Source organism: Halorubrum tropicale, from assembly GCF_001280455.1.
Classification (GTDB): domain Archaea; phylum Halobacteriota; class Halobacteria; order Halobacteriales; family Haloferacaceae; genus Halorubrum; species Halorubrum tropicale.
Window position 1 is genome coordinate 447,102 of the sequence record NZ_LIST01000003.1, and the last position, 12,276, is coordinate 459,377.

The 12,276-nt window shown below is 69.7% G+C and carries 15 protein-coding genes; 8 read left to right on the plus strand and 7 right to left on the minus strand.

Annotation, left to right across the window (positions count from 1 at the left end; translation table 11 throughout):
- Positions 1-86 precede the first annotated feature (86 nt).
- Positions 87-335: a hypothetical protein gene (locus tag AMR74_RS10015; RefSeq protein WP_007345008.1), complete on the plus strand. Its 249-nt coding sequence runs from the start codon at positions 87-89 to the stop codon at positions 333-335.
- Between the two features lie 84 nt (positions 336-419).
- Positions 420-1,217: a helix-turn-helix transcriptional regulator gene (locus AMR74_RS10020; RefSeq protein WP_053771914.1), complete on the plus strand. Its 798-nt coding sequence runs from the start codon at positions 420-422 to the stop codon at positions 1,215-1,217.
- 8 nt (positions 1,218-1,225) lie between these two features.
- On the opposite strand, the gene AMR74_RS19815 is transcribed toward AMR74_RS10020, so the two are convergent.
- Positions 1,226-1,348, minus strand: coding sequence for a hypothetical protein (locus AMR74_RS19815; RefSeq protein ID WP_255410379.1), 123 nt, complete (start codon positions 1,346-1,348; stop codon positions 1,226-1,228).
- Between the two features lie 97 nt (positions 1,349-1,445).
- Positions 1,446-1,979, minus strand: a complete 534-nt coding sequence (locus AMR74_RS10025) for an inorganic diphosphatase (RefSeq protein ID WP_053771915.1) — start codon at positions 1,977-1,979, stop codon at positions 1,446-1,448.
- Between the two features lie 342 nt (positions 1,980-2,321).
- On the opposite strand from AMR74_RS10025, the gene AMR74_RS10030 reads away from it, so the two are divergent.
- The gene (locus AMR74_RS10030) at positions 2,322-2,672 is read left to right on the plus strand and encodes a PadR family transcriptional regulator (protein WP_053771916.1); all 351 of its coding nucleotides are present in this window, start codon (positions 2,322-2,324) and stop codon (positions 2,670-2,672) included.
- Positions 2,673-2,769: 97 nt separating this feature from the next.
- Here the strand turns inward: AMR74_RS10030 and AMR74_RS10035 are convergent, their stop codons facing one another.
- Positions 2,770-3,570 carry a DUF7108 domain-containing protein gene (locus AMR74_RS10035; protein WP_053771917.1) on the minus strand — a complete coding sequence of 267 codons (801 nt, stop codon included), beginning with the start codon at positions 3,568-3,570 and terminating at the stop codon, positions 2,770-2,772.
- Positions 3,557-4,153, minus strand: a complete 597-nt coding sequence (rnhA, locus tag AMR74_RS10040) for a ribonuclease HI (protein WP_053771918.1) — start codon at positions 4,151-4,153, stop codon at positions 3,557-3,559. Before rnhA ends, AMR74_RS10035 begins: the two co-directional genes overlap by 14 nt.
- Before the next feature lie 224 nt (positions 4,154-4,377).
- Here rnhA and AMR74_RS10045 point away from each other — a divergent pair, with 224 nt between their 5' ends.
- From AMR74_RS10045 to AMR74_RS10055, 3 genes are all read left to right on the plus strand, one after another.
- Complete coding sequence (locus tag AMR74_RS10045) at positions 4,378-5,364, plus strand: transcription initiation factor IIB (protein ID WP_053771919.1); 987 nt, start codon at positions 4,378-4,380, stop codon at positions 5,362-5,364.
- Between the two features lie 104 nt (positions 5,365-5,468).
- Positions 5,469-6,797: a DNA repair protein NreA gene (gene nreA, locus AMR74_RS10050; protein WP_053771920.1), complete on the plus strand. Its 1,329-nt coding sequence runs from the start codon at positions 5,469-5,471 to the stop codon at positions 6,795-6,797.
- A 53-nt stretch (positions 6,798-6,850) separates the two neighbouring features.
- Positions 6,851-7,105, plus strand: a complete 255-nt coding sequence (locus tag AMR74_RS10055; RefSeq protein WP_053771921.1) for a hypothetical protein — start codon at positions 6,851-6,853, stop codon at positions 7,103-7,105.
- Positions 7,106-7,499: 394 nt separating this feature from the next.
- Here AMR74_RS10055 and AMR74_RS10060 read toward each other — a convergent pair whose 3' ends face one another.
- Positions 7,500-7,796, minus strand: a complete 297-nt coding sequence (locus tag AMR74_RS10060) for a DUF7130 family rubredoxin-like protein (RefSeq protein ID WP_053771922.1) — start codon at positions 7,794-7,796, stop codon at positions 7,500-7,502.
- A gap of 218 nt (positions 7,797-8,014) precedes the next feature.
- The gene (locus tag AMR74_RS10065; protein WP_053771923.1) at positions 8,015-9,013 is read right to left on the minus strand and encodes a radical SAM protein; all 999 of its coding nucleotides are present in this window, start codon (positions 9,011-9,013) and stop codon (positions 8,015-8,017) included.
- Positions 9,014-9,174: 161 nt separating this feature from the next.
- On the opposite strand from AMR74_RS10065, the gene AMR74_RS10070 reads away from it, so the two are divergent.
- A complete protein-coding gene (locus AMR74_RS10070; protein WP_053771924.1) occupies positions 9,175-9,897 on the plus strand; it encodes a DUF6517 family protein in 723 nt (240 codons plus the stop codon).
- A gap of 96 nt (positions 9,898-9,993) precedes the next feature.
- Complete coding sequence (locus AMR74_RS10075; RefSeq protein ID WP_053771925.1) at positions 9,994-11,103, plus strand: DUF373 family protein; 1,110 nt, start codon at positions 9,994-9,996, stop codon at positions 11,101-11,103.
- A gap of 28 nt (positions 11,104-11,131) precedes the next feature.
- On the opposite strand, the gene AMR74_RS10080 is transcribed toward AMR74_RS10075, so the two are convergent.
- Positions 11,132-12,199 carry a DUF7139 domain-containing protein gene (locus AMR74_RS10080; protein ID WP_053771926.1) on the minus strand — a complete coding sequence of 356 codons (1,068 nt, stop codon included), beginning with the start codon at positions 12,197-12,199 and terminating at the stop codon, positions 11,132-11,134.
- Positions 12,200-12,276: the final 77 nt, after the last annotated feature.

Genomic DNA, 12,276 nt, shown 5'->3' on the forward strand with positions numbered 1-12,276 from the left:
ATCGAAAGGAAGCAACGAACGGTCGTCACCGAAACGGCGACCAAGGACCGCGTTTTTTCACCGCCGCGCGTGGAGGTTGGGACGCTATGACCGACATCGAAGCGGCGATCCGAGAGGCGTTCGAGCACACGGAGTACGACCTCGGCGACGTCGCGGTGAACCGCCGACAGGTCCGCGTGCCGGTGAGACAGGAAGGCGCCGACCCCGACGCGCTGCGGGCGGTGATCGAGGAGGCGCTCGGCGCGGACGCACTCGCGGCCGTGACCGTGACCACGGAGCGCATCGCCGGCGAGGACACCGTCGGCACCGTCGTCTCGTTCCGCTACCGGGACTGAGCGACGGGAGCGCGCCGGTCGCGGCGACCGGCGCGAGGACGCGGTACGGTTAACACGGCGGTACCCGTACACACGGATCGTACGATGACGGCCGAGGAGGGACACGACGGCGCACAGTACCTCGCCGGCTCGCCCGTTCGGGTCGCGATACTCCGGGCGCTGCGCGAGGAGCCGCGGCGTCCGGCCGAGCTGACCGACGCGGTCGACGCGACCCGAACGACGGTTCAGCGGATCCTCGGGGGGTTCCGCGAGCGGAACTGGGTCGTGAAACGCGACGCCGACTACCGGGTGACGCCGACCGGAGAGCGCGTTCACGACGCGTACGAGACGCTCCTGACCGAGGTGGAACGCGGCGAGCGCTACGGGCGGTTCGCCGAGGCCGTCGAGCGCGTCGGCGTCGACTTCCCGCCGGAAGGGATCCCGGACAGCGAGCTCACGGTGGCGTCCGACCAGAACCCCCTGGCGGTGGTCGACCGGCTCACGGACCTCCTGCGCGAGAGCCGCGGCGCCGAAATCCGCGCCGTCTCTCCGGTCGTCCTCCAACAGTTCAACGACGCGGCGGCCGCGGCGCTGGACGGCGGCGCGGACGTGGAACTGATCATCGACCGTCGCGTCGCGGGCGCGTCGGTCGCGGAGTTCGGCCCGGCGACCGACCGCGCGTTGAACGACGACGACGCCGAGGTGTACGTGAGCGCCGACCCGATCGAGTACGGCCTCGTCCGCTGCGACGACGTGGCCTGCGTGACCGCGTACGACGAGCGGAACAACCCGCGATGCGTGCTCAAATCGACGGACGAGACGGTCGTCGACTGGGTCGACGAGGCGTTCGCGTCGCTTCGGGACGAGGCGACGCCGCTCGCCGCCGTCGTCGAACGCGTCTGAGAAGTCGGCTACGCGTCGTCGGTCGCCGCGGCCTCCTCGGCCGCCGCGTCGGCCGCGTCGTCGTCCGGGTCGAAGTTCGCGGGAACGACCGTCGGGTGATCGATGCCGACGGAGGGCGTGGTGGCGCTCATGGCTCTACGTGACAATACGCGACTCACGCCCTAAAAATTACCCATAGGCATAACGCATCCGGCCGCGGGCGACGGATGCGTCCCGGTTATCCGACCGTTACGCGAAGTGCTCGTCGTACAGGTCCTGCGCGTGTTCGATCGCGTCCTTCGCGGCGGCCTTGTCCTCCCAGCCGAGCGTTTCGACCTCCTTGCCGGCCTCGAGGTTCTTGTAGGTCGCGAAGAACTCGTCGATCTCGTCGAGGGTCTGCTGCGGGATGTCCTCGAGGTCCTCGATGTGGTCGAACCGCGGGTCCTCGGTCGGCACCGCGATCACCTTGTCGTCCTGCTCACCGTCGTCGTCCATCTTCATCAGGGCGACGGGGCGGGCCTCGACGACGCAGCCGGGGAACGTCTGGTCCTCGACGAGCACCATCACGTCGAAGGGATCCTCGTCGTCGTAGTACGACTGCGGGATGAAGCCGTAGTCGTACGGGTAGTGGACGTTCGAGTGGAGCACGCGGTCCAGGACGACGCCGGGGACGTCCTTGTCGTACTCGTACTTGTTGCGTTCTCCTTTGAGACACTCGACGACGGCGTAGATCTCGTCCGGCGCGTTCGGTCCCGTCTCGAGATCTTCCCAGAGGTTGACCATGTGGCCGGAGATGGGTCGAAGCCGGCCAAAGTCCTTTCGGGATCGCCTGAGCCGGTGGAGCCGCAACGCTCGAAGCGGTCAACCCACAGCGCTCGTTCGACCCCGTTAGGCGTCGAACTCCGAGTTTCGATCGCAAACCGAAACGACGCTGTGGCCGACGGATCGTCGGCACAGTCGGTGCGAACGGAATCGATCGGTCGAACCTGCTCCGCCGCCGGATCGCACGGGTGTCCGCCGAAACTCCCACAATACCGGCTTATTCGGACGTACGTTCGGGGTTACGCATCGCAACGATAGTGAATGTTGAGAAAGATTATAAGTTCGGGTCCCTTCCCCTCTGGCATGTCAGAGGCACAAAGAGTCACTGATGAATCGAGGGCGGCGAGCGACCTCACGGCGTTCCAGCAGAACATCCTGACCATTCTGGCCGAGGAGCCGATGTACGGCCTCGCGATCAAGCGGGAGCTGGAGGCGTACTACGGCTCCGAAGTGAACCACGGCCGCCTGTACCCCAACCTCGACGACCTCGTCGACGACGGGCTCGTCGAGAAGAGCGAACTCGACAAGCGGACGAACCAGTACGAGCTCACCGAGGCGGGCCACGACGTGGTCCTCGGGCAGATAGAGTGGGTCCTCGACCGGTTCGTCACCGACGAGGAGCGCGCGGACGAGGTCCGCGCGCTGCTGGAGTAATCGAGCGCGCCCCGCGGGGCCGTCCGGCATCGACCGCTAACCGATCCTTTTGGCACACGACGCGGCGAAAGCCGCGTTCTTTTCCGCCGAGCGACCGCTACGCCGAGTCGCTCGTGTCGGGTGAGCCCGCGGCGTCGGCGGACCCCCCTGCGTCGTCTGATTCGTCGCCGGCGGGATCGTTCACGTCGGCTACCTCCGCGTCGTCGACCTCCACGCCGTCGGCGACGGACGCGATCACGGACAGCGACTCGTCGACGGCGTCGAGCTGCTCGTCGGTCGGCCACCCGTTCCGGACCAGGTACTCCTCGCGGAACTCGGCGCGCATCTCCGGGGTGGCGTCGTCGACCGTGCGGACGTAGTGGTTGCTCATGAACGCCGCGAACGTCTCCGCGGTGCGCGCGTGGACCGCGGCCTCGCGCTCGGCGACCGCCGCGGCCACCGCCTCGTTGTACGCGGCCACCTCCCGGTAGCGGTCGGCGTCGCCGGGACCGGACAGCGACACCTCGACCGCGCGGTCGGTGTCCTCGACGCGGTCGAGCCGGACCGTCCCGTCCTCCATCCACTCGTCGGGGTACAACACGAGCGCGTCGTCCTCCTCGCGGACGCGCGCGGTGTAGCCGTACTCGGCCGCGAGGGCGTCGCGCCGCTCGCGGTACTGCTCGGCCGCCTGCTCGATCTCCGGGGTCGGCTCCGCGGACTCGGCCTCGCGGGCGAGCCGCGTGAGCCGCTCCGCCTCCTCGACCGCTTCGACCGGCACGTCCGGGACGCGCCCGTCGTCGGGGTCGGGGGACTCCGCGGCGTCCGCGGGGTCGTCGGCCGCCTCCTCGTCTCCCGCCGCCATCATCTCGCGCGCCCGCTCCTTGGCCCACTCGGGCGGGTCGTCGTCAGTTCGCGTCATCGAGTGCCTCGTTCGCTAACTCGTCGGCGCGCTCGTTTATCTCCCGCGGTACGTGGGCGATCGACCAGCGGTCGAACCGCTCCAGCAGCTCCCGGACGCGGACCCGCCGTTCGCGCAGCTCCGGGTCGTTGGCGTTCCACTCGCCGCGGACCTGCTTGACCGTCAGCTGGGAGTCGCCGCGGACGTCGACCGCGTCGAATCCGTACTCGTCGGCCGCCTCCAGCGCGCGGATCAGCGCCGCGTACTCGGCCTGGTTGTTCGTCGCGCGGCCGATGCGCTCGCCGCCCTCGGCGACGACGCCGTCGGACGTGACCAGACACCAGCCGACCGCGGCCGGGCCCGGGTTCCCGCGGGAGGCCCCGTCGAAGTAGACGTGCGCGCGGCCGCCGCCGTCGCGAAGCAGGGCGGTCAGGCGGGTGGGGTCGCTTCCCTGGACGACGACCTTGCCGTCGTACGCGACCGCGACGGCCCCGTCGCGGTCGGCCCGCCACCGCTCGTGGGGCGTGTTCCCCTCGTCGATCGGGACGCCGGCGTCCGCGAGGCGCTCGCGCGCGACCGTCGGGTCGCAGTCGATGGTCGGCATTCGTCCGGGTTCCGCGCCCGTCGGACAAAGGGCTGTCCGTCCGCCGGCTGAGAAAGAGTCGAACGGCGGAGCCGTCGTCGACGCGGGCGGCGCGTCCACCGGTTCCGAGGCAGGGCCCTCGTCGACGGTCGGCCCCGACCGAGCGAGCGCCGCGAAAATCCGTGCCACTCACCCACACGGTAACGAACTTTTAAGTTAAACGGATTGGATAGTATATAAATGCGATGACACGGCCCACCCGGCAACGGGATCACGACCGGCAGCGCGTGGGGGACGAAGACGCCGAGGAAGCGGAGATAGACATCGAGGACGTCGACGAGTTAGACCCCGAGGACTTCGATCCGGAGGATCTCACCCGGACGGCCGACGGGGAGCTGATACACGAGGAGACGGGGATGATCATCGAGGACGAACAGATCGATCCCGGCCCGGAGTGGCGCGCGTTCAACCACTCGGAGCGGCAGGAGAAGTCGCGCGTCGGCGCCCCGACGACGAAGACGATGCACGACAAGGGGCTGACGACGACTATCGACTGGAAGGACAAGGACGCCTACGGCCGCTCCATCTCCTCGAAGAAGCGGTCGCAGATGCACCGCCTGCGGAAGTGGCAGGAGCGAATTCGGACGAAGGACGCAGGCGAGCGCAACCTCCAGTTCGCGCTCTCCGAAGTCGACCGCATGGCCAGCGCACTCGGCGTGCCGCGCTCGGTCCGGGAGGTGGCGTCGGTGATCTACCGACGGGCCCTGAACGAGGACCTCATTCGGGGGCGATCCATCGAGGGCGTCTCCACCGCCGCGCTGTACGCCGCCTGCCGCAAGGAGGGGATCCCCCGCAGCCTCGAGGAGATCTCGGAGGTCTCGCGGGTCGACCGCAAGGAGATCGGCCGGACGTACCGCTACATCTCCCAGGAGCTCGGCTTAGAGATGCGGCCGGTCGACCCGAAGAAGTACGTCCCGCGCTTCTCCTCGGAGCTGGAGCTCTCCGAGGAGGTCCAGTCGAAGGCCAACGAGATCATCGAGACGACGGCCGAGCAGGGGCTCCTCTCCGGGAAGTCGCCAACCGGCTACGCCGCCGCCGCCATCTACGCCGCGTCGCTGCTCTGTAACGAGAAGAAGACCCAGCGCGAGGTCGCCGACGTCGCGCAGGTCACCGAGGTCACCATCCGCAACCGGTACCAAGAGCAGATCGAAGCGATGGGCATCCACAGTTAGGCGGCCTCGGTCCCGCGGTCTCTCTCCGCTTCCCGCTCTCTGCCGTTCTGAACGGCCCCCGCGCCGGAAACGTTCAAGCCGGTGCGCCGTCAACACTGATCCGGATGCGGCTCGACGAGTTCATCGAGTTCGAGGCGAACGAGCGCGCCGAGCGGCGGCGCCTCGCCGCGGAGAAGGACTACGGCATCCTCGATCACCTCGACTCCTTCGAGCGGCGCTTCGACGAGCACGTCTCCGACGACGCCGTGGTCGGCAGCGTCTCGCCCTCCATCTTCGTCGGCCGCGCGGACTACCCGAACGTCTCGACGGGCCTGCTCTCGCCGGTCGGCCGCGAGGAGCGCGCGGAAGCGTTCGAGACCTCCGCGGCGTGGTACGACGAGGGGGTCTCGATCGCGGACGTGTTCGACCGCCGGACCAGCCTGCTCAACTCGACCCGCGGCGTCGACGTCGCGGACGCGGGCGCGACGGGCGGAGTGGAGTCGGTCGGCACAGGGGGCGGCCCCGCCGAGAGCGTCCACGACGCGTGGGACGGCTGGCTGGGCGTCCAACGCGAGGTCGCGATCGCGGACCGCCCGGTCGACGTAGAGATCGGGCTCGACGGCCACCCGGACCTCGACTTCGAGGTGGGGACGGAGGACATCAAGACGCCGACCGGGCCGCGCGCCGCGGCACAGCGCGCAGACCTCGGCGAGAACCCGCACGTGCCGCGCCCGGTGAAGAAGACGCTCGAAGACGACGACTGGCGCGCCGAGGGCGCGATGACGTACCTCTACCGCCGCGGGTTCGACGTGTACGAGATCAACACGATCCTCTCGGCGGGCGCGCTGGGGCGCGGCGAGCACCGCCGGCTCGTCCCGACGCGCTGGTCGATCACGGCCGTCGACGACACGGTCGGCCAGTTCCTCCGGGGCTCGACCCGCGACAGCCCGACCGTCGACCAGATCGAGGTCCACCGCAACGAGTACCTCGGAAACGCCTTCTGGGTGATCTTGGTCCCGGGCCGCTGGGAGTACGAGCTCGTCGAGATGAAGTCGCCCGGCTCCATCTGGAACCCTGACCCCGAGGCGGGAGTGTACCTCGCGGCCGCCAGCGAGGGCCGCGAGGGTCGGACCGGCTACGTCGAGGAGACGGCCGGCGCCTACTACGCCGCCCGGCTCGGCGTCCTCGAACACCTCGATGACCGCGGCCGGCAGGCGAAGGCGCTCGTCCTCCGGCACGTCTCCGACGACTACTGGGGCCCGGTCGGGGTCTGGCAGGTTCGCGAGGCCGTCCGGAACGCCTTCGACGGCGAGTTCGGCGCCGCGGAGACGTTCGGCGAGGCGGTCCGCGGCGTCGCCGACCACCTCCCCGTCTCGCTGGGGCGCCTGCGCCGGAAGTCGACGCTCGCGGCCGGACTCCAGGCGAACCTCGCGGACTTCGTCGACGCGGACTGAGCCGCTGACTCCTCGCCCCGATCGCTTTAGTCGCGCCGTCGAGTGGACGGCACATGGTCTCTCTCGTCCCCGCGTTCGGCGGCGTCCCCGGCGGTCCGGAGCTGATAATCATCATGATCATCGCCGTGCTCCTCTTCGGCGTGCCGCTCGTCCTCGTCGCGGGCGCGGTGGTGTACCTCACGACACGCTCCGACGACGGAGGGGCGGACGCCGACCGGATCGCCGAACTGGAGGCGGAGGTCGAGCGCCTCCGCGAGCAGGTGGGCGACGAAGGGGACGAGCTTGAGGACGAAGAGGAGAACTCATAATTGCTCGAAGCGGTCGGCGCGCGCCTCCGAGCGCCTGGCAGGGCGCGAGGAGCGCGTGTGAGGGAGTCGGGCGTCCGAAGCGAAGCGGAGGACGGCCGACGAGGTTGGGGAGGCGTGAGGTGCCGTGCGGGGCGGGGTGGGACCCGAAGGGGCAGCCGTGAGGCGGCCTGAGGCGACGTAAGCACCGCAGGGAGCGAGTGAAGCGAGCGACCGAGGAGCGCAACGAGTGTGCGGCCGCCTCGCGGCTGGGGCTTCGGGGGGTCGTCATCGGAGTTTTTCAGTCGGCTGTGTATAGCCTCGCGGCTGGGGCTTCGGGGGCGTCACCGGTAGCTACACGGTCAGCCGCTCACGAGAAGCCGGTATGAACGCGAGACCGCTTCTCGCGGTGATCGTGTCAGTCTTCGGCCCAGTAGTACAGCTCCTCGCGGGGCGCGTCGCAGCTCGGGCAGTTCGCGGGGAGTTGGTCGCCAATCTCGCCCATCTCGCCGCACTCCCAGCAGCGCCACATCACGTACGCGGTGCCGAACACGTCGCGCGCGTCGGTAAGCGTCAGCGTGTCCGTGCCCGACGGCGACGCGACGTAGAGGCCGTCGTCGTCAACCCCGCGGATCGAGCCGAGCCGCTCCCCCTCCTCGTTGTACACCGCCTGTCCGATGCTCACGTCGGGGAATACGGGTTCTTCTGAGGCCATGCGCGACCGTACGTGTTTATCACATATAATTGTGATAGTAGGTGACACGACACAGGCGGAGTGTTCGACCACGGATCGGCGGCCAACACCGCAAAAGCCCCAGCCGGGAGGGCTCGCGCGGCTTGTTGCGTCCTGTCAGCCGCTCGCAGGCGCGCGCCACCGCCGTCGCTATACGTGACGAAGGAAGGGAACCGACGCGAGAATCGAAGACCGCCCGCTCAGGCGACCGGTGTTCGCTCGACGACCGTCCCGTCGACGGTCGGGTACTGCTCGACGATCTCGCCCTCGTCGAGGTCGCCGTCCTCGACCATCTCTTCGAGCAGCCACCACGCCACCTCGACGTGGTTCGATTTCACGGTGTAGAACTCCTCAGGGACGCCGAGCGCCTCGAACCGCTCGGGGTCGGCGAACGCCTTCCCGTAGACCAGGGTCCCGTCGTCGGTCACCTCGTCGAACTCCCGGCGGATGTTCCGCGCCATCCGCTTGAGGCGGTTCCGGTGCTGGGCGGCGTCTTTGAACACCGACGTACAGAAGTACACCTTCTCGTGGCTCGCCATCTCCTCAAGTATGGCGTCGTCCTTCGACCCCTCGACGGCGGACATGTGGCCCTCCTGGAGCTCGAACCCCTCTTCTTGCATCCGGCGGTAGTTCCCGTCGGACATCTCGAACTCGTTGATGTTACAGAACTCCGCGGCGCCTTCGTCTAAGAACTCTAAGAACTCCGGTTCCGCGCGGATACCGGGGATCTCGAAGGCGGGCGTGAGCCCCTCCTCGCGGGCGATATGGAGGATCTCCTCCCACTCGGTGCCGTGCATGTTGCCCCACATCTCCAGCGGCGGGTGGAAGCGGATCTCGTCGAGGCCCGCCTTCGAGAGGCGACGCATGTTCTCGCGGCCGCCCGTGATCCCGGTGTAGAGGTGGGTGTGGTGGTCCTCGCCGAACTCGTCTTTCAGGAGTTCGAGGTACCGGGTCGTCTTCGCCATCGCCTCCTGCGGCTCGCCGCCGGTGATCGAGGTGCCGAGCGCGCTCATGCGCTTGGCCTCCTCGATCACGTCCGCGTCCGACTCGACTTTCCGCTCGTTGGCGTACACGTCGGTGACGTTCTTCCGGTTCTCTCCGAGGGGGCAGTAGAAGCAGTCCCGCTGGTCGCAGTACCCGTAGACGAAAAGCACCATCTTCCCGCCCTTGGCGCACTGTTCACAGCCCTTGGAGATCATCTACTCCCTTCTACCGGCCGCGACGTGAAAAAGCGTGCGAAGCGCGGAGTCGGGCGAGAGCGGTTGTCACGGCGACGTGGCGGGGTGATCGAGCGGGCGGTGGCTCCGACCCGCCCGGAACACAAAGTATGTACCCCCCCCCACCGCCGTCAGTGACGGCCATGAACCGAGACCCGACCGCCGAGCACGACGCCGAGAACAGCGACGCGAGCGACGCCGTCACCCGTCGCCGGGCGCTCGCGGCGGGCGGGGCGGTCGGCCTCGCGAGCCTCGCCGGCTGTACTGCGTTCGAGGTCGCCACCGGCGAGGGGCCGGCGGAGTTCGCGGCCGGCACGGCCACGGTCGCCGACGCCACGCTCTCGGAGAGCGGGTACGAGCTCAACGAGGTCTCGGAGGAGACCCTCTCCCGGGAGGTCGAGGCGGCCGGGCAGACCCGCGAGGTCCGCGTGACGAACACGGTCGCCGAGTACGACAAAGCCGTCGAGCTGTTCGGCGAGCGCTACCAGGCCGCCGTCTTCGCCGCGGTGACGACGCCGCAGATCGAGGTGCTCGGGCGGGCGCTCAACCCGATCGCGGAGTTCAGCACCCGCGAGCGCGCCGAGCTCATCCTGAGCCGCTTCGAGGGCGTCGGTGACCTCGAACGCGGCTCGGAGTACTCGACCGAGGTCCTCGGCTCGGACGCCGGGGTCGTCGTGTACACGGCCGACGCGGAGATCGAGGGGACAGGCGTGACCACCGAACTGGAGCTCCACATCGGCGAGCCGGTCGGCGTCGGGAGCGACTTCGTCCTCCCGCTCGCGGCGTACCCGGCCGCGTTCAGCGACGGCGAGAACGTCCGCCGGATGATGAACGGAATCGAACACGAGCCGAACGAGGAGAACTGACGGACGCGGCGGCGCGGGCCGACGCGGTCGCCGGGTTCGCTGACGCGAGCGCGCCGAGCCGAAAACATATGCCGTCCCCCCGCGTAGCCCCGAGCGATGCTGCTCGTCCTCTGCGTCGACCTCGACGACGACCTCGGCCGCAAGACGGGGATCCCCACCCCCGTCGTCGGCGACGAGGACGTCACGGAGGCCGCGGTCGCGCTCGCGACCGCCGACCCGGAGGACTCCGACGTGAACGTCCTCTTCCAGGGCGTCAACGTCCACGACGAGCTCGCCGCGGAGGGTGAGACCGTCGAGGTCGCCGCGGTCACCGGCGTCGACGGCCCTGACGTGAAGGCGAACCGCGCGGTCGGCCAGGAGGTCGACCGCGTGCTCGCCGAGCTGTCGACCGGCGAGGAGGTGTCGGCGGTCGTGATCACCGACGGCGCCCAAGACGAGTCCGTCCTCCCCGTGATCCGGTCGCGGATGCCGATCGACGGGATGCGCCGCGTCGTCGTCCGCCAGGCGCAGGACCTCGAGTCGCTGTACTACACGATCAAGCAGGTCCTCGCGGACCCGGAGACCCGCGGGACGATCCTCATCCCACTCGGCGTCCTCCTCCTCATCTACCCGCTCGTCGTCGTCGCGAACCTCTTCGACGTCGCCGGCGCGGCCGTGCTGGGGATCCTCTCGGGCGCGGTCGGGCTCTACTCGCTGTTCCGCGGGCTGGGACTCGAAGAGAGCGTCGACGGCGCCGCGGAGAGCGTCCGCAACGTGTTGTACACCGGCCGCGTGACGCTCGTCACCTACGTCGTCGCGCTCGCACTGATCGTCGTCGGCGGCGTCCAGGGGGTCGACACCGTCGACGCCGTCCGGACCGCGCTGGGGAGCCCGCTCGCCGCCGGCACCGCCCTCGCGGCGTTCGTCCACGGGTTCGTCCAGTGGCTCGGCGTCGCGGGCGTCACCTCCAGCCTCGGGCAGATCACCGACGAGTACCTCGCCGGTCGGTTCCGGTGGCGCTACCTCAACGCGCCGTTCTACGTGGCGTCCATCGCCGTCGTGCTGTTTGCCGTCTCTGGGTTCTTCCTCCCGGACGCGCCGGGCGTGACGACGCTTGGCCTCTCGGAGCTGGCGATGGCGCTCGCGGCCGGCACGCTCATCGGCGTGTTGAGCACGCTCGCGTTCGCGGTCGCGGAGTCGCAGCTCCCGTCCGCGGAACCGGTGTGAGGCGGAGAGAAGAACGGGCGTCCGTCGCCTACCGCGGCGTCCAGGAGTCGCACGCCTCCATGTCGTCCATCAGCTCGTCGTAGTGCGCGCAGTAGGGGCGCATCCCGTCCTCGGTCCGGACGTAGTCGAATTTCTCGCAGTTGCCGCAGTAGGCGTCTCCCGGGCCGTCGCGCGCGGCGGGGGAGCCGGGCGAGGGGGTCGACGGCGAGGCCGGCTCCTCCGACCCCGGGCTGTCGAGCGGGGAGCTGATGTCGGTCTCGGCGCTGCCGCCGTCGCTCACGCCCGCCGAGCCGGGCCCGGGGGCGCCGCCCGTGCCCGACCGGCCCGTCCCGGACCGTCCCGTCCCGTTCGAGCGGTCGCCCGAGCGGTCGGACGCTCCGGGGGCGGCCGTCGCTCCCGATCCGTTGGTCGCTCCGGTGCCGGCCGCCGCGTCGGCGGGGTCTCGATCGGCCGGCCGGGACGCGCCGCGTGCCGGTCGGTCCGCGTCGTCGGGGCGGTTCGTCTGCGTCTCGACCTCGCCGTCGGGGGTGCCGCCGAGGAGGCCGACGCCACCGGGGCCGTTCAGCTGGTCGCGGGGGACCTCGACCACCTTCGTCTCCCCCTTGTGGGTCACCTCCATCGAGACGGTGCCGCCAGGGTCGTTGCGGGTTTTGAAGTTGGCGACGCCGACGAATACGCTCCACAGCGTCGTCGCGGCGCCGAGGAAGTAGACGCCCGCGGTCGGGAGGGTGAGGTCGGTCAGCTCCGGGCGCGGCCCGCCAACCCACTGCTGGGGGTACGCGTGGGCGAACAGGGCCACGCCAAGACACATGACGGCTGCGCCGACGACCGCCGCGGCGTAGGTGTTGCGGTCGGCCGGGAGGACGGCCATCACGCCGAGTAACACGAGCGGGACGCCGACGCCGCCAAGGATCCCGCCGACCTCCCTGGCGGTCCCGGACGAGAACCCCGACGGCATCGCCACCTCGGCCGCCACAAGGATCCCCGCGACGACGAGCAGCGCGCCCGCGAGGAACGACCCCACACCGAGGTACAGCCGACGCGGGTCGACCCCGGAGCGCCCCCGTCCACCGTACGCCTCCGAGAGACTGGTCATGGGCGGGGTATGTCGTCCACCGTGAAAACAGTACGTCAGACGCCCACGGACCGCGAGCGGTCGCGGCTCGCGGAGCG